At 45.7% G+C, this 18,185-nt stretch carries 17 protein-coding genes; 2 read left to right on the top strand and 15 right to left on the bottom strand.

What is annotated here, in order from left to right; all coding sequences use genetic code 11:
• Positions 1 to 64: 64 nt before the first annotated feature.
• The 14 genes from nuoN to H3V01_RS10020 are packed head-to-tail and all read right to left on the bottom strand — an operon-like array spanning position 65 to position 14,344.
• Positions 65 to 1,507 carry an NADH-quinone oxidoreductase subunit NuoN gene (nuoN, locus tag H3V01_RS10085; protein WP_078474497.1) on the bottom strand — a complete coding sequence of 481 codons (1,443 nt, stop codon included), beginning with the start codon at positions 1,505 to 1,507 and terminating at the stop codon, positions 65 to 67.
• Between the two features lie 10 nt (positions 1,508 to 1,517).
• Entirely contained in the window at positions 1,518 to 3,011 is a 1,494-nt protein-coding gene (locus tag H3V01_RS10080) for an NADH-quinone oxidoreductase subunit M (RefSeq protein ID WP_084550434.1), read from the bottom strand.
• Positions 3,012 to 3,048: 37 nt separating this feature from the next.
• Positions 3,049 to 5,073, bottom strand: a complete 2,025-nt coding sequence (nuoL, locus tag H3V01_RS10075) for an NADH-quinone oxidoreductase subunit L (protein ID WP_198186715.1) — start codon at positions 5,071 to 5,073, stop codon at positions 3,049 to 3,051.
• Between the two features lie 26 nt (positions 5,074 to 5,099).
• Positions 5,100 to 5,405 (bottom strand): NADH-quinone oxidoreductase subunit NuoK, encoded by a 306-nt coding sequence (gene nuoK, locus H3V01_RS10070; protein ID WP_025329732.1) that lies wholly within the window; start codon positions 5,403 to 5,405, stop codon positions 5,100 to 5,102.
• Entirely contained in the window at positions 5,402 to 6,058 is a 657-nt protein-coding gene (locus tag H3V01_RS10065) for an NADH-quinone oxidoreductase subunit J (RefSeq protein WP_198186714.1), read from the bottom strand. The genes nuoK and H3V01_RS10065 overlap by 4 nt, the downstream gene beginning before the upstream one ends.
• Before the next feature lie 9 nt (positions 6,059 to 6,067).
• Positions 6,068 to 6,547, bottom strand: a complete 480-nt coding sequence (gene nuoI / locus H3V01_RS10060; RefSeq protein ID WP_025329730.1) for an NADH-quinone oxidoreductase subunit NuoI — start codon at positions 6,545 to 6,547, stop codon at positions 6,068 to 6,070.
• 18 nt (positions 6,548 to 6,565) lie between these two features.
• A complete protein-coding gene (gene nuoH, locus H3V01_RS10055; RefSeq protein WP_084547581.1) occupies positions 6,566 to 7,615 on the bottom strand; it encodes an NADH-quinone oxidoreductase subunit NuoH in 1,050 nt (349 codons plus the stop codon).
• A 2-nt stretch (positions 7,616 to 7,617) separates the two neighbouring features.
• Entirely contained in the window at positions 7,618 to 9,870 is a 2,253-nt protein-coding gene (gene nuoG, locus H3V01_RS10050) for an NADH-quinone oxidoreductase subunit NuoG (protein ID WP_198186713.1), read from the bottom strand.
• A gap of 32 nt (positions 9,871 to 9,902) precedes the next feature.
• Positions 9,903 to 11,198: an NADH-quinone oxidoreductase subunit NuoF gene (nuoF, locus tag H3V01_RS10045; protein ID WP_025329727.1), complete on the bottom strand. Its 1,296-nt coding sequence runs from the start codon at positions 11,196 to 11,198 to the stop codon at positions 9,903 to 9,905.
• Positions 11,198 to 11,671 (bottom strand): NADH-quinone oxidoreductase subunit NuoE, encoded by a 474-nt coding sequence (gene nuoE, locus H3V01_RS10040; protein WP_025329726.1) that lies wholly within the window; start codon positions 11,669 to 11,671, stop codon positions 11,198 to 11,200. The genes nuoF and nuoE overlap by 1 nt, the downstream gene beginning before the upstream one ends.
• Complete coding sequence (locus tag H3V01_RS10035) at positions 11,671 to 12,924, bottom strand: NADH-quinone oxidoreductase subunit D (RefSeq protein WP_025329725.1); 1,254 nt, start codon at positions 12,922 to 12,924, stop codon at positions 11,671 to 11,673. The genes nuoE and H3V01_RS10035 overlap by 1 nt, the downstream gene beginning before the upstream one ends.
• Entirely contained in the window at positions 12,917 to 13,504 is a 588-nt protein-coding gene (locus H3V01_RS10030; protein ID WP_084552676.1) for an NADH-quinone oxidoreductase subunit C, read from the bottom strand. Before H3V01_RS10030 ends, H3V01_RS10035 begins: the two co-directional genes overlap by 8 nt.
• A gap of 13 nt (positions 13,505 to 13,517) precedes the next feature.
• Positions 13,518 to 13,997: a NuoB/complex I 20 kDa subunit family protein gene (locus tag H3V01_RS10025; protein WP_025329723.1), complete on the bottom strand. Its 480-nt coding sequence runs from the start codon at positions 13,995 to 13,997 to the stop codon at positions 13,518 to 13,520.
• Positions 13,988 to 14,344: an NADH-quinone oxidoreductase subunit A gene (locus H3V01_RS10020; protein WP_025329722.1), complete on the bottom strand. Its 357-nt coding sequence runs from the start codon at positions 14,342 to 14,344 to the stop codon at positions 13,988 to 13,990. The genes H3V01_RS10025 and H3V01_RS10020 overlap by 10 nt, the downstream gene beginning before the upstream one ends.
• A gap of 475 nt (positions 14,345 to 14,819) precedes the next feature.
• On the opposite strand from H3V01_RS10020, the gene H3V01_RS10015 reads away from it, so the two are divergent.
• A complete protein-coding gene (locus H3V01_RS10015; RefSeq protein WP_198186712.1) occupies positions 14,820 to 15,086 on the top strand; it encodes a chorismate mutase in 267 nt (88 codons plus the stop codon).
• A 45-nt stretch (positions 15,087 to 15,131) separates the two neighbouring features.
• On the opposite strand, the gene murJ is transcribed toward H3V01_RS10015, so the two are convergent.
• Positions 15,132 to 16,670, bottom strand: a complete 1,539-nt coding sequence (gene murJ, locus H3V01_RS10010) for a murein biosynthesis integral membrane protein MurJ (protein ID WP_084561948.1) — start codon at positions 16,668 to 16,670, stop codon at positions 15,132 to 15,134.
• Positions 16,671 to 16,918: 248 nt separating this feature from the next.
• Between murJ and asd the strand changes: the two genes are divergently transcribed.
• Complete coding sequence (asd, locus tag H3V01_RS10005) at positions 16,919 to 18,034, top strand: aspartate-semialdehyde dehydrogenase (RefSeq protein WP_198186711.1); 1,116 nt, start codon at positions 16,919 to 16,921, stop codon at positions 18,032 to 18,034.
• The last annotated feature ends 151 nt before the right edge of the window (positions 18,035 to 18,185 follow it).

Genomic DNA, 18,185 nt, shown 5'->3' with positions numbered 1-18,185 from the left:
AAGTGTGTACGGCTGTTATAAAAACAGCAGCCGTAGTGGCTGCTGTTGAAGGACTAAATTCAGATTAACTATGCAGTAATGCCTGTACACACCAGTTCATTACACCATCAGGCAAAATACCCCATAACAGCAATAATAAACCGTTAACAGATAAAACGATTTTACCGAGAAAAGTCATATTGAATACTGGTTCGGCAACAGAATCCGGATTATCGAAATAGATGGTTTTAACCACACGCAGATAATAGAAAGCACCAATCAACGACATTATTACTGCATACACAGAAACCCACAGATAGCCGCTGGCCAATAACGCTTTAATAACGGCCAGCTTGGCATAAAAGCCCATCAATGGCGGAATACCGGCCATTGAAAACATCGCCAGCAGCATTAAAAATGCATACCATGCATTTTTCTGGTTCAGACCGGCAAGATCACTGATATTCTGGCATTCAACATCCTTGCCGGAGAGCAGAACCAGAATAGCAAACGCTACAGAGGCCATTAAAGCATAGGTTATTGCATAATACATAGCTGCAGCACAGCCAGACTGACCGGACAGAAGAGCCAGCATAATGAAACCCATATGGGCTACTGTTGAAAAACCAAGCATACGTTTAATGTTGGTTTGCATGATAGCAGCCAGATTACCCACAAACAGTGAGGCAATACCCAGCAGCAACAGTAATTCACGCCAGCTCTCCCACTGAGTCAGCAGACCGTAAACCAGGATACGGAAAGCGAAGACTGTAGCCGCAATTTTCGGTGCTGTACCCACCAGTGCAGCGACTGCAGTCGGCGCACCCTGATACACATCCGGCACCCACATATGAAACGGTACACCACCCAGTTTAAATACAATACCGGCAACAATAAATACCAGCCCGAGTTTCAATAACCACGGATTGGTTGTTTCCTGGCTGGCAGCAAGCACCTGCTGCAGCTGTAATGTACCTGTTGCACCGTATATCAGTGAAATACCGTATAACAGTAAACCTGAGGCCAGTGCACCAAGCACAAAATACTTCAATGCGGCTTCAGCAGCACGGCCACTATCGCGCTGCAGGGCAATTAAAGCATAAAGCGCCAGCGAAAGCAGCTCCAGCCCGACATATAAAGTCAGGAAGTGGCTGGCTGAAACCATAATATTCATGCCCAGCAGTGCAAACAGGGTTAGCGTATAGAATTCACCCTGATAAATATGTTTAGCACGCAGATAAGTCTGGCTGTAAATAAACAAGGCAATAACCAGTACATACATGCATAACTTGGCCAGTTGAGCCATGCCGTCCAGTACAAACATATCATGGAAGGCATATTGCGGCTGTTCTTTCCATACCAGACACTGTACCGCTGCGGTCAGTATCAGACCGATAACTGACAGGGTACAGGTTATCCAACGTTGCCGGTCATTAAGCCATAAGTCCACCAGCAATACTGTAAACAGTACTACGGTCAGCACCATATCCGGTGCAGCGGGAAATATTGTTAAATCTGTCCAGTTCATTCACATTTCCTTACAGTTTGCTTTGTGCCGCTTGGACTATCAAATCATTTGCTGCCTGATGCACGACAGCAATAAACGGTTCCGGATACAAACCAAATCCCAGTACCGCTACAGCCAGAATCACCAGAATTAGCAGTTCGCGTTTGTTTACATCTTTTAATTGCGCAACTTCCGGATTTTTGATGGCACCAAAAACAACCCGTTTAAACATCCACAAGGTATATGCTGCACCATAAATCAAGGTTAACGCCGCCAGTGCACCAACCCAGAAATTGGTTTTTACTGCACCGACAATGACCATAAATTCGCCCACAAATCCTGATGTACCGGGCAAACCGGCATTAGCCATAGCAAAGAACAGCATGAAAGAAGCAAATACCGGCATACTGTTTACGACACCGCCGTAAGCTGAAATATCGCGGGTGTGCATCCGGTCATACATCACACCGATACTCATAAACATAGCGGCTGAAACAAAACCGTGCGAAATCATCTGCATAATGGCACCTTTAAAGGCCCAGTCGTTCAGATAGCCGCCGGTAAACAGGAAAAAGCCTAAAGTGACAAATCCCATATGGCTGATAGAAGAGTACGCCACCAGTTTTTTCATATCAGTTTGTACCAGTGCCACCATACCGATGTAAATTACCGCCACCAGGCTGAGCACGATGATTACCGGCGCAATATAACGTGCTGCATCCGGTAAAATAGGCAGAATAAAGCGCAGGAATCCGTAACCACCTATTTTCAGAGTAATTGCCGCCAGTACCATTGAACCACCGGTCGGCGCTTCTACGTGAGCATCCGGCAACCATGTATGCACCGGCCACATCGGCACTTTAACCGCAAAAGACAGGAAAAAAGCGATAAACAGCAGAATTTGCGCCGTCATCGCAAGGTGCTTGATATTGTGCCATGCTTCAATAGAAAAACTGCCGGTCTGATTAGACAGATAGACAAAACCAACCAGCATCAGTAATGAACCCATTAAGGTATACAGAAAGAATTTGATTGATGCATATACCCGTCTCGGACCACCCCAGATACCGATAATCAGATACATCGGAATCAGCATGCCTTCGAAGAATACATAGAATACGATGGCATCCATCGCTGCAAATGCGCCATTAATCAGTCCTGACATAATCAGGAAAGCGGCCATATACTGCGCAGGCCGTTTCTGGATTACCTGCCAGCCGGCCAGAACAACCAGTAAAGTAGTAAAACTGTTCAGAATCACAAACAGAACTGACAATCCATCCACACCTAATGCATAGTTGATGTTGAGACTCTCAATCCAGACATGAAATTCTTTAAACTGAAATCCGCCATTTAAACGGTCGAATTTAAAAAACAGCGGTAAGGTTATGAGAAAAGAAACCAGCGCCCCGATTAAGGCCAGCACTCTGGCTATACCTGCGTGCTTGTCTGAGCCGGTAGCCAGCACTGCGACGCCAGCCACTACAGGCAGCCAAATCGCCAAACTGAGTAAGTTATCGTACATATTTATAGCCTAAAGATACCAAGTTGAATGCCCGCAATTAACCGCCAAACATTGTTTTAAGCAACGGCCAGAAAGTCCATGCCACCAGTACAAATACACCCACAACCATTGCTGTAGCATAGGTATAGATGTATCCGGTCTGAATACGCCGTATCAGCGCTGCTACAGCAGCGACAACGCGTGCAGCACCATTAACAATTAATTTATCAATAATGAAAACGTCGCCAACTTTCCAGAACAACGTTCCCAGCAGACGGCTGCCTTTGGCAAACACGTTATAGTAAATAGTATCCAGATAATATTTATTATCCAGCAGGGTATAAACCGGACGTATAGATGCAACAATTCTGGCCGGAATCTGTGGTTTTTTCATATAGAAGAACCACGCCAGTACAACACCGGCAATCACCAGCCATAACACAGGAGTTGTCAGACTGTGCAGAGCCATGGCAAATATGCCGTGGTACTCTTCTTCTACGGATGCCAGTGCAGGATGTGCAGCACTATTAATAAAAATCACATGCTGATAAAAATCACTGAACAGCATCGGCTTCATTGTCCACATACCTACAAATACTGAAGGGATGGCCAGCAGAATCAGCGGAATGGTTACCACCAGCGGGCTCTCATGCGGATTATCCTGTGGTTTCAGTCCATGATGTTCTTCTGAATGATGATGTTCGCTATGTTCGGCTTTGCGCCATTTTTCTTCACCATGAAATACCAGGAAATACAATCGGAATGAGTAGAATGCGGTGACAAACACACTGGCTACCAGAGCTACATAGGCCACACTGCTGAATGGCAACGTTGACGCTTTTACTGCCTCAATAATTGAATCCTTGGAATAGAAACCGGAGAAAAATGGTGTGCCAATCAGCGATAATGAACCAATTAGCATACAAATCCATGTTACCGGCATGTATTTACGCAATCCGCCCATATGACGCATATCCTGATCATGGTGCATACCCATAATCACACTACCGGCGGCCAGAAATAACAGTGCTTTGAAGAAAGCATGGGTCATGACATGGAAAACAGCAATATTATAGGCAGAGGCACCTAAGGCTACCGTCATATAACCTAACTGTGACAAGGTTGAATAAGCAATCACCCGTTTAATGTCATTCTGAATCATACCCAGAAAGCCCATAAACAGCGCAGTAATGGTACCGGATACCATAATCACACCCAGAGCAGTATCAGACAACTCATACAGGGGTGACATACGAGATACCATGAATATACCGGCTGTTACCATGGTTGCAGCATGAATCAGAGCTGAAATCGGTGTCGGACCTTCCATTGAATCCGGTAACCAGACATGCAACGGAAACTGTGCCGATTTACCCATTGCGCCCACAAACAGCAAAATGCAGGTAACGGTAATCAAAGACCACGGATGACCGGGAATCAGTTCGATAGTGGCATTTTTAACCTGATCAATATGCTGAAAAACATCAGCATAGCGAAGGCTGCCGCCGAAATAAGCCAGTACCAGACCAATACCCAGTACAAAACCGAAGTCGCCGACACGATTAACCAGAAATGCTTTCAGATTGGCAAAAATAGCACTGTCACGTTTAAAGTAAAAACCAATCAGCAGGTAAGACACCAGCCCTACAGCCTCCCAGCCGAAGAACAACTGAATGAAGTTATTACTCATTACCAGCATCAGCATGGAGAAAGTAAACAGTGAGATATAGCTGAAAAAGCGCTGATAGCCGTCATCATCACTCATATAGCCGATAGTATAGATATGCACCATCAGCGATACACTGGTCACAATCACCAGCATAGTGGCAGTAAGGGTATCAATCAGAAACCCTACTGAGAAGTCCAGACCGCCCATAGTCAGCCATGTATACACATTTTCATCAAAGGGCTGACGGGTTCCGGTCATAAAACCATAGAGTACCCAGGCAGACAGTACTGCCGAAACGGCTACGCCTGCTATGGTAACGCTATGCGCACCTTTACGGCCGATCAGCTTACCGCATAAACCGGCCAGTAATGAACCGATGAGCGGAGCCAAAGCAATAATCAGATAAACACTCATAATTTTTCTCTCGTTCCTCTCACCTGTTAGCCTTTGAGGCTATCCAGATCCTGTACATTAATGCTCTGACGGTTACGGAAAATCAGAACCATAATTGCCAGACCAATAGCAGATTCGGCCGCAGCAACCGTCAGAATAAAAAAGACAAAAATCTGTCCGGCGGTGTCGCCGAGATAACGGGAAAAAGCCACAAAGTTAAAATTTACCGCTAATAGCATTAACTCGATTGACATCAGTAATACGAGTACGTTTTTGCGGTTCATAAATATACCCATGGCAGAAATAGCAAACAGTATTGCGCTGAGCACCAGATAATGGGTTAAGGTAATCATGCTTTCTGCTCCCCTTCAGTTGCTTCTTTACTTGCTTCTTCAGTTACCGGTGTAGCGATTTCAGGCTGCATTTTCACCATACGGAAACGATCTTTTGCCTGTACTTTAACCTGTTCGGCCGGATTGGTACGACGAGGATTGTATGTCTGCCGGTGAACCAGAGCTATTGCGGCCACCATCCCCAGCACCAGCAATACAGCCGCCAGTTCAAACGGTAACAGATAGGTTGTGTAAATCTGCATCCCCAGATCATGCACATTGCTGTAATCTGCAGGCAGCGGAGAATCCTTACCCAGACTCGCCAGATGCAGTTGAGGATTTACCAGAATAACAATCAGTAAGGCAGCAGTCAGGATACCCACCAGTGCTGCAACAGGTGCATGCCGCCAGAAGCCGGCGCGCATCTGCTCAACATCAATATTGAGCATCATGATGACAAACAGGAACAGTACCATCACCGCACCCACGTACACCACTACCAGTACAATGCCGAGAAACTCAGCCTGCATCAGAATCCACATCATGGCACTGGCACAGAATGTCAGAACCAGAAACAAAACCGCATGTACCGGATTTTTGGCAATAACTGTATTTATCGCGCCAAACAAAATCACGGCGGCAAATACATAAAACAGAATTAATGGTAAATTCATGACCACCTCTTAACGATATGGCGCATCTGCGGCTTTGCATTTAGCGATATCTTCTTCATAGCGATCGCCAATAGCCAGCAACATGGGTTTAGTGAAATATAAATCACCGCGTTTTTCACCGTGATATTCGAAAATCCGAGTTTCAACAATAGCATCAACCGGGCAAGCTTCCTCACAGAAACCACAGAAAATACATTTAGTCAGATCAATATCGTAGCGTGTGGTTCTACGTGTACCATCCTCACGTTTTTCAGATTCTATATTGATTGCCATGGCCGGACAGACAGCTTCACACAGTTTGCAGGCAATACAACGTTCTTCACCATTGGGATAGCGCCGTTGTGCATGCAAACCACGAAAACGAACTGATTGCGGAGTTTTTTCTTCAGGAAAATATATGGTTTCCTTGCGCGCAAAGAAGTTTTTCAGAGTTACTTTCATACCCGAAAGTAACTCGGTCATCAGAAAGGTTTTAATTATATTTGCCATATCAGAGCCTTTCCCTGCTTAATGCCATAAATTCAGGGGTGAAATCATCCACAAACCCAATACAATTACTGCCACAATGGTTACCGGAATCAATACTTTCCAGCCAAGACGCATAATCTGGTCATAACGGTAACGCGGGAATGTTGCACGTATCCACAGATAAAAGTACAACACCAGTGCCATTTTCAGAAACATCCACAATACACTCGGGGTACCAATGAAACCCCAGCTTTGCGGAAAGGGAGATAACCAGCCGCCAAAGAACAGCAGAGCCGTCAGAGCAGCTACCAGAATCATGAAAATGTATTCGGCCAGAAAGAATAGCGCAAAAGCAAAACCGGAATACTCTACATGGAAACCGGCAACAATTTCCGACTCACCTTCGGCTACGTCAAATGGCGCACGGTTGGTTTCGGCCACAGCGGAAATCAGATACACCACAAACAGCGGAAATAGAGGCAGCCAGTTCCATGAGAAAATGGAACCACCGGCATAACCTTTTGCCTGAGACATCACAATGTCATGAAAATCCATACTTCCGGAAACCATAATCACACCAATCAGCGCAAATCCCATGGCAATCTCATAAGAAATAGTTTGCGCAGAAGCTCGCATGGCACCGAGAAAAGCATATTTAGAATTGGAAGCCCAGCCGGCAATGATGACACCATACACAGACAGTGAAGTAATCATCAGAATATAAAGTAGACCGGCATTAATTCGGGTAAGAAACCATGTTTCACTGAACGGGATAACTGCCCAGGCAGCAAAAGCCGGCATCAGTGACATCATCGGTCCGATATAGAACAGTGCCTTATTAGCCTGTGACGGACGGGTAACTTCCTTGAACAGCAGTTTTAATACATCGGCAAACGGCTGGATTAAGCCATACGGTCCGGTAACATTCGGACCAACCCGCAGCTGCATATAACCGATAACTTTACGTTCGAAATAAGTCAGATAGGCTACGGTAATAATCAGCGGCAGCATGATGATGACAATCTTGACGATGACAGACACCAGTAAACCGAAGTCGTTGCCCAGTAAGTGTTGAAACCACGCTTGCATGATTATCCTTTACTCAATTCAACAGTGGTCAATAAAGCGCCTAATTGCCAGTTACTTTGATGTAATGGCAAAAACAGTACATTTTCCGGCAAGTTATCATCCGTAGTGATGGTAATCGATACGGTACTATTGCCTTGTTTAGCCTGTGCAGTATCACCATTAATCAAACCAAACCGGGCCAGTGTCATACTATTGGCACGTGCAGCCGGAACTGCGGCATGAACTGTACTCTGTAAGGGTTTGGAGCGGCGCACAATCGCATCAGTTGCGTACAGACTAACGCCGCCAACACGTACCAGACTGATATCGGGATCACTGGTAGCGACTGGTTGAATACGATTGTTCAGCAAAGCCGGTATCTGATCCTTGGTAACCGCATCAGCCAGAATCTGTTGGGTATTTTCATATTCAAAGCCCGGTAATTCCAGCACATTACCCAGTACGCGTAATACCTTCCATAAAGGTCTGGCTTCTCTGTAGGCCTGTACAACACCATGAAAAGACTGTAATCGCCCTTCCATGCTGATAAAACTGCCTGAGGTTTCTGTGAATGGCGTAATTGGCAATAATACGTCTGCAACTTCACGCAATACGTCACTATCGTAAGCAGTGAATGCCATTACTGTCTGAGCCTGTTTCAGGGCTGCAATGGCCGCAGCTCCGTTGGCTACATCCATATCCGGTTCAACATTGAGCAGCATTACTGCCTGTTTAGGCTGCTTAATTTGTGCAGCAATGGTATTTGTTGCTTTTCCGGCCGCCACGCCTACGATTTCAGCACCAATGCTGTTGGCCGCCTGCGGCAAGACGCCCAGTATACTGTCGGTGGCTTCGGCCAGATCCTGTGCCGCGGCATAAACTGCCGCTGCATCCGGATGGTTCAAAACATCCGCACCAAGAATAATGCTGGCTTTTTCAGCTTTTAATAAGGCCTGACCTACTTCGCTGTTAAGCGCATCACTAAGCCAGTCAATCCATTGATAAGGATGCAGGCTAAGCTGCGCCAGTAACGGCATAAACAGCTCTTCAGCAGCAGCAGCCACCACTGCTACTTTAGTTCCGTTTTTAGCCGCCTGACGGATACGGGCTGTTAATAATGGCTGTTCCTGCCGTAAGCGTGCGCCTACCAGCAAAATCACCTCATTCTCTGCCAGCTGCTCAATACTCTGTCCCAGCCACTGGGCGCCTTCAGCAGCAGCACCAAAACGCTCATCAAGCTGACGCAGGCGACTGTCAACGGCATTCACACCCAGCGCATTAGCCAGTTTACGGGTCAGGTACATTTCTTCAACAGTATTGGCCGGATTGACCCACATACCAATTGCATCGGTACCGAAATCATGGCTGACACCATGCAAACCTTTAGCCACATAATCCAGCGCAGTTTGCCAGTCAACCGTATGCCACTGGTTGTCCTGTTTAATTTGCGGCTGAGTTAAACGCTGCTGATACAAACCTGCATAGGCAAAACGGTCACGGTCACTGAGCCAGCACTCATTGATGGCTTCGTTTTCCAGTGGCAGCACCCGGCGCACGGTATGGTCTTTAGTTTGCACTATCAGATTACTGCCCAGTGCATCGTGAGCAGACACAGATTTACGCCGGCTTAATTCCCATGAACGGCTGTCATAACGAAATGGTTTGCTGGTTAGTGCGCCCACCGGACACAAATCAATCACGTTGCCAGACAGCTCGGTTTCCAATGTTTTACCGTTAAACGGTGTAATTTCAGAGCATTCACCACGATTCATCATGGCCAGCTCCTGCTTACCGGCAATTTCTTCAGTAAAGCGGATACAGCGGGTACAGTGAATACAGCGGCTCATTTCAGCAGCAGAAACCAGTGGCCCCATTTCTTTACCGGCTACAGCATGTTTGGCCTCAGTATAACGGCTGGCACCTTTACCATAGCCCATTGACAAATCCTGCAACAGGCATTCACCACCCTGATCACAAATAGGACAGTCCAGCGGATGGTTAATCAGCAGGAATTCCATTACCCCTTTCTGGGCATCTTTAGTCATGGGCGAATTGGTTTTAACAACCATACCATCGGTGACCGGCGTAGCACAGGCAGGTAATGGCTTGCGCGATTTTTCCACCTCAACCAGACACATACGACAGTTGGCGGCGATGGACAATTTTTTGTGATAGCAAAAGTGCGGAATGAATGTACCGGCCTTATGGGCGGCTTCTATCACCGTACTGCCCTGCTCGACAGAAAGTTGTTTACCGTCAATTTGAATTTGTAACATAGGTTCGCAATCCTAACTAAGCAGATAGTGCCTTAGCACCAGCGATGTTCTTTCATGGGTTTGCCGTGTTCGATGTAGTGCTCAAATTCGGGGCGGAAATGTTTCATAAAGCCCTGTATCGGCATAACAGCCGCATCTGCCAGTGCACAGATGGTACGTCCCGAAATATTGCTACCTAGTGATTCCAGCAAATCCAGATCCTCCGGCCGGCCTTTGCCGGAGGTAATACGGTGAATAATGCGATACAGCCAACCGGTTCCTTCACGGCACGGCGTACATTGCCCGCATGATTCTTCAAAATAGAAATAGCTCAGTCGTTCCAGTGCTCTGACCATACATACATCTTCATCCATGACAATGACCGCACCGGAACCCAGCATAGAACCTGCCTTGGCTATGGCATCATAATCCATGGTTAGTTCCATCATGATGTCTGCCGGTAATACCGGTGCAGAAGAACCTCCGGGAATAACCGCCTTAAGTTTTTTGCCATTTCGCATTCCACCGCACATTTCCAGCAAATCCTTAAACGGTGTCCCCAGCGGAATTTCGTAGTTACCCGGGCGTTCTACGTGACCGGATACTGAAAAGAGCTTGGTACCACCATTATTAGGAATACCTTTATCAGCAAACAGCTGACCGCCGTCGCGGATAATGAACGGTACAGAAGAAAAAGTTTCAGTATTGTTAACTGTTGTTGGCTTACCATATAAACCATATGAAGCCGGAAACGGCGGTTTGAAACGCGGTTGTCCTTTTTTACCTTCCAGAGACTCTAACAGAGCAGTTTCTTCACCACAGATATAGGCACCATAACCATGATGAGCATGCAACTCAAAGCTGAAATTACTGCCCAGAATATTTTGTCCGAGTAATCCTGCTTCGCGCGCCTGCTGTAAAGCTGTTTCAAAACGCAGATAGCTCTCGAAGATTTCGCCATGTATATAGTTATAGCCGACAGCAGCGCCCATAGCGTAGCCGCCGATAATCATGCCTTCAATCAGGGCATGCGGATTGTAGTCGATGATATCGCGGTCTTTGAATGTGCCCGGCTCACCCTCATCCGTATTACACACGATATATTTGGTACCCGGAAAAGAACGGGGCATAAAGCTCCATTTCAGCCCGGTAGGAAAACCGGCACCGCCACGACCGCGCAGACCGGAAGTTTTAAGCTCAGCAATTACATCATCCTGCGATACATTTTCGCTGATAATTTTTTTCAATGCCTGATATCCGCCGCGAGCAATATAAGCTTCCAGTGTCCAGCAATTAGGGTCTGAAGTATCAACCTGATCAAAAATCACGCCATTCTGGTACATTGCCATTAGTTCAACTCCGCCAGTTTTGCTTCAATGGCTTCTTCGCTCATAAAGCTACACATTTTATGATTATTGACTAATATTACCGGCGCATCGCCACAGGCACCCATACATTCGCCTTCAACCAGAGTATATTTACCATCGGCTGTGGTTTCACCATAGCGGATACCCAGACGTTTTTGCAGATACTCACCTGCATTTACTCCGCCACGCAGAGCGCAGGGCAGATTTGTACACACAGTAAGTTTATATTTACCTACCGGTTTCAGGTTATACATATTATAAAAAGTAGCAACTTCTAACGCCTGCGCCGGCGGAATACCAATGTAATCAGCCACTTCTTCAATAGTTTCCGGCTGAAGCCAGCCCAGCTCGGTCTGCGCAATACGCAAGGCAGACATAATGGCACTACGGCGCTGATCGGCCGGATATTTTGCCAGTTCTATATCAATCTGTTTTAAGCTGTTAGGGGACAACATTATCTATCCACCTCCCCGAATACGATATCCTGTGTACCAATAATAGCCACCACATCAGCCAGCATGTGACCGCGTGCCATTTCATCCATCCCTTGCAAATGAGCAAACCCCGGAGCACGAATCTTCATTCGGTAAGGTTTATTGGCACCATCAGAAATCAGATATACCCCGAACTCACCTTTAGGATGCTCGGTAGGCACATAAACTTCACCCTCAGGTACATGCATACCTTCGGTAAACAGCTTAAAGTGATGGATTAATTCTTCCATCCCGTCTTTCATGGCGGTACGGTGTGGCGGCGCCACAGTATGGTCATCAATAATTACCGGACCGGGATTGGCTTTAAGCCAGTCAACACACTGACGGATAATACGGTTGGCCTGACGCATTTCATGAATACGGCACAGATAACGGTCATAGCAGTCACCATTAATCCCTACCGGAATATCAAAATCTACCTGAGCATAAGCATCATAAGGCTGTTTCTTACGTACATCCCACTCAATACCGGAACCGCGCAGCATCACACCGGTAAATCCTTTTTGCAGAGCACGCTCCGGGGATACTACACCGATACCGACTGTACGCTGCTTCCAGATACGGTTATCCGTGAGCAGATTTTCATATTCATCCACACAGGCGGGAAAGCGGTTGGTAAAGTCTTCAATGAAGTCCAGCAAAGTACCTTCACGACTGGCATTCAGTTTTTGCAGAACTTTGGCATTACGGTATTTACTGGATTCGTATTTCGGCATGAAATCCGGTAAATCCCGGTATACACCACCCGGGCGGAAATAAGCTGCATGCATGCGCGCACCTGATACCGCCTCATAGATATCCATCAGGTCTTCCCGCTCGCGGAAAGCATAGAGAAATACCGTCATGGCACCAATATCCAGCGCATGAGAACCGACACCCATCAGATGATTAAGAATACGGGTAATTTCAGCAAACATCACACGGATATACTGAGCGCGAACCGGCACTTCGATATTCAGCAGGCGCTCCACTGACAGGCAGTATGCCTGCTCATTACACATCATGGATACATAATCCAGCCGATCCATATATGGCAATGCCTGCAAATAGGTGCGTGATTCAGCCAGTTTTTCTGTGCCGCGGTGCAACAGACCGATATGCGGATCGGCACGAACGATATTTTCACCGTCCATTTCCAGAATCAGGCGCAATACGCCGTGTGCTGCCGGATGCTGCGGCCCGAAGTTAATGGTGTAATTGCGTAACTTAGACACCGTACTGCTCCTCTCTCACCACGCGCGGTGTAATTTCACGCGGTTCAATCGTTACCGGCTGATAAATTACGCGGCCTTCGGCCTCGTCATAACGCATTTCAACATAGCCGGAAACAGGGAAATCTTTGCGAAACGGATGACCGACAAAACCGTAATCAGTCAGAATACGGCGCAAATCAGGATGGTTGTTAAACAGGATGCCAAACATATCGAATGCTTCACGCTCATACCAGTTGGCTCCGTTATAGATATCAACAACAGAATCTACTGTAGGAAAATCTTCAGCCTCAGCCCAGACACGCACACGCACACGCCAGTTATTGGCTACTGATAGCAGATGACTGACTACAGCAAAACGCTTGCCTTCCCATGGCTCATTTTTATAGCTCTGGTAATCGACTCCGCACAGATCAATCAGTGTTTCAAATTTCAATTCATTGTGGTCACGCAGCGTTTGCATAAGCTGATGATAATCAGCTGCTGCACAATCTAGTGTCAGCTCACCACGGTCAAGACAGTAACGTACCTTATCGCCGAAAGTGGCTTCGCACACGGCTTTCAGTATTGCCAAATCTGCCATATTTCCCTCACTTTCATACACGCGCGATAGTGGCGGTACGTTTAATTTTCAGCTGCAATTGCAATAGTCCGTATACCAGCGCTTCAGCAGTTGGCGGACAGCCCGGTACATATACGTCAACCGGTACAATCCGGTCACAGCCGCGAACCACAGAATAAGAGTAATGATAATAACCGCCGCCATTGGCACAGGAACCCATAGACAGTACCCAGCGCGGTTCGGCCATCTGGTCATAAACACGCCGCAAGGCGGGAGCCATTTTATTGCACAGCGTACCGGCGACAATCATCAGATCGGCCTGACGCGGTGACGGGCGGAAAATAATACCAAAGCGGTCAAGGTCATAACGGGCAGCACCAGCTTGCATCATCTCTACGGCACAACAGGCCAGACCAAAAGTAGCCGGCCACAACGAACCGGTACGCACATAATTGAGTACGGTATCAGCAGTGGTTGTGACAAATCCTTTTTTTAAAACGCCTTCTATTCCCATTCCAGAGCGCCTTTTTTCCATTCATAAATAAAGCCGATAACCAGAATCAGCAAAAACACCATCATTGACCAGAATCCGTATGCGCCCAGCTCTTTAAACACAACAGCCCAGGGCACCATAAAGGCAACTTCAAGGTCAAACAGGATGAATAAAATGGCTACCAGATAGTAACGCACGTCGAATTTCATTCGTGCATTTTCAAAAGCTTCGAAACCGCACTCAAACGGTTCCTGTTTCATTTTGTATGGCCGGTTCGGTCCTAGCAATAAACCGAGAGAGATAAATAGAACACCAGCGGCAAAGCCAACCAGAACAAATATTAATATGGGGAAATAATTCGCCAACATAACTGCGCTGACCTTATGCAAATATTGGTAAAATTGATGTATTGTAACTAATTTCAAACGTTATTAAAAGCGCGTATTACATTAAAAAAAAATAAAAAAATAATGTTTTCAATAGGATATTGATAATTATTATCATTAGCATTAATGCAATATTACTTTTGGCTGATAAATTTTGTTTTACTCTCAGAAAGACTAAGCCATATTATAAAATTTTTTCAATAATCCCTGTCAGTTACAATCATCATGGTTAAATATCCATTTATAATAATGTTATATGCATAAATATATTCTTAAATTTATATATATTAATTCAATATTTTTTTCTTAATTTGTATTAATATATTTTTTTGTAAACTTATCATTTTTTAACTGTACAGCTTTTAGTATCGGTTTTAGAATACAGCCATCCCAAGAATAAATATAAATAAATTCAATGACATATAATCAGATATACAAGCCCGAAGAATGCCACGACATGAATGACATTCGTACAGAAATAGATCATATTGATTATGCGGTAATTCAGTTACTTTCCGCCCGCTTTGAATATGTCAAAGCGGCCAGTAAATTTAAAATGAATGCTAAAGACGTACAAGCGAATGAACGTTTTAACAGCATGCTTGAAAAACGAAAACAATGGGCAGATGAGCAGGGACTGAACGGAGATGTAATCAAGTCCCTGTTTTGCGAACTGGTGAAATATTTTATCGCAGAAGAATTAAAAGAATTTGAACACAAATAAATTTGCATGAATTCTTTTCATTTTCAGTATGAGGCTGAAATACCACTATTCTGCTTCAGCCCGCCGGAAATCGCGTACGCGGAAACCCAGAGCAAATAGTGATCCGAAATATAAAATAATACCGGTAACAATCAAAATACTTAATTGCCCTACTTTTGCCAACCCGCTACTGTGCCAGTTAAACGGCAACCAATGCTGTAATAACCATAACCCCAGACCCATAACAACAAGAGCCACCGTCAGACGCAATAGAAAACGCAGCCAGCCGGGGCTGGGGGTATACAATTTCTGTCTCCGTAACAGAGTAAACAGTAATCCGGCATTAATACATGCGCCAAGACTGATAGCCAGAGCCAGCCCGACATGATGCAGCTTCCAGACAAACAGCAAATTCATCAGCTGAGTCATACATAAAGTAAAAATAGCAATTTTTACCGGCGTTTTAATGTTCTGGCGCGCATAAAATCCCGGTGCAAGTACCTTAATCAGAATCAGACCAATCAGACCAACAGCATAAGCAATAAGCGCACCCTGAGTCATTATTGCATCATACTCATTAAACTGCCGGTACATAAATAAAGTTGCCACCAGAGGAAATGACAGCACAGCCATACCCACAGCAGCCGGTAAAGTTAACAGCATGCACAGGCGTAATCCCCAGTCCAGCAATGCAGAAAAACTGGCTATATCATTAGTAGCTGAGTGTTTAGACAAAGTAGGCAAAAGAATGGTTCCCAGTGCCACACCAAGCACACCAGTCGGTAATTCCATCAGACGGTCAGCATAATACATCCAGGATACTGAACCGGATTGCAAATAAGAAGCAAAAATCGTGTTTATCACCAGCGATATTTGCGCTACCGATACCCCCAGAATAGCCGGTGCCATTTGTCTGAGTACCCGGTTAACTGCTTTGTCCTTAAAGTTGAGTCTGGGCATAGTCAGAAAACCCAGTTTAAATAAATAAGGCAGCTGATACAGCAACTGTAATAATCCACCTACAAATACTGCCCAGGCCAGCGCCAGAACCGGAGGATGAAAGTAAGGTGCCAGCCACAGAGCAAATACGATAAAGGAGATATTCAGAAAAGTCGGCGTAAAGGCCGGAACAATAAACTGATGATAAGTATTCAGAATACTGCCAACCAATGAAGACAGCGATATCAGAAAAATATATGGAAAAGTAATCCGTAACAGTTGTACCGACAGAGCAAATTTATCGGCATCCTGCTGAAAACCGGGAGCAGAAATATAAATCACGACAGGTGCGGCCAAAATTCCGATCGCCGTTACAATAATCAGAACAAATGAAAGCAGTCCGGCCACATGCTGCACAAAAGCCCGGGTAGCTTCTGGTGATCGTGTTTCCCTGTACTCAGCCAATATCGGTACAAAAGCCTGTGAAAATGCGCCTTCTGCAAAAATACGCCGTAACAGATTAGGCAGTTTAAATGCTACAAAAAAAGCATCAGTAGCCATCCCCGCACCAAAACTGCGGGCAATAATGGTATCGCGGATGAAACCCAGAACACGCGACAGCATAGTCATGCTGCTGACTTTAGCCAGAGTACGCAGTAAATTCATCAGAAATGCCAATTAAAAAAACAAAGGCGAAAGTGTACACCGGAATGTCAGCTGATTCTATATAATGGGATAACAGTATTGAATTGACACTATAAATCCGGCAAAAGATAAGCTGTACAGCCTGAAATTTACCAGAATGGTAATTATCTGTTTACAAACAGCCGTGATTATGGTTAAAAGACCGGATAGTATTCTGGTATCTGGCAACAGAAATTTTAATTAAATTGAATTGTTTTAAGGAGCACCCGGTGAAAGTAGGTTTTGTTGGCTGGCGCGGTATGGTAGGTTCAGTATTAATGCAGCGCATGCAGGAAGAAAATGATTTTCAAACTATTGCAGATGCGTATTTTTTCACGACATCAGCAGCCGGTGCAGCCGCACCTGATTTTGGTCAGACAGCAAAAACACTGCTGGATGCCCGTAATCTGGATGCTCTGGCTCAAATGGATATTATCGTTACCTGTCAGGGTGGCGACTATACCAAAGCAATCCACCAGCCGCTGCGTGACCAGGGCTGGCAGGGGTACTGGATTGATGCTGCATCCACTCTGCGCATGAGCGATAAAGCAGTCATCGTACTTGATCCGGTGAACCGTGCAGTGATTGATAGCGCCCTGTCAAACGGTATCAAAGATTTTGTTGGCGGTAATTGTACAGTGTCACTGATGCTGATGGCTCTGGGCGGCCTGTTTGAACAGGATTTAGTGGAATGGGCGACCAGCATGACCTATCAGGCAGCATCTGGTGCCGGTGCCCAGAATATGCGTGAACTGATTAGTGCAATGGGTGCCATTGAAAATCAGGTTAGTGCAGAACTGGCCGATCCGGCCAGTGCTATTTTAGCCATAGACCGAAAAGTTGCCGATTTTTTACGCAGCGAAGCATATCCGCAGGCTCAGTTCGGCGTTCCTCTTGCCGGCAGTCTGATTCCATGGATTGATGCTGATCTGGGTAACGGTCAGTCTAAAGAAGAATGGAAAGGTGCTGTAGAAACCAATAAAATTTTAGGTCGCAGTGCACAGCCAATCGTTATCGACGGCTTGTGTGTCCGTGTCGGCGCAATGCGCTGCCACAGTCAGGCACTCACCTTAAAACTGAAACAGGATTTACCCGTAGCTGAAATTGAGAAAATTCTTGCTGCTGCCAATGACTGGGTAAAAGTTGTACCTAATGAAAAAACCGCATCTATGCATGAGCTGACACCCGCAGCAGTAACTGGCACATTAACTGTACCAGTAGGGCGCATCCGCAAAATGGGCATGGGTGGAGAATATATCAGTGCCTTTACCGTAGGTGATCAGCTTTTATGGGGTGCCGCAGAACCTATCCGGCGTATGCTACAAATCGTTTTACAAAGCAGATAAATCTTCAGCAAAAGCCTGACAGGCAGCCTCTACCACCTGATTACTTGCGACATCATCATAGTATTATCCAAACAGGACAGTTAAATGATTAACTGTCCTGTTTAATTACCTGTCTGTAAACCTTAATCCGCTCATGCCCATATTAAGAATT

This window comes from Snodgrassella sp. M0351, assembly GCF_016100575.1.
GTDB classification, from domain to species: Bacteria; Pseudomonadota; Gammaproteobacteria; order Burkholderiales; family Neisseriaceae; genus Snodgrassella; species Snodgrassella alvi.
The sequence above is the reverse complement of the archived record's forward strand: the minus strand, read 5'-3'. Positions and strand labels throughout refer to the sequence as shown.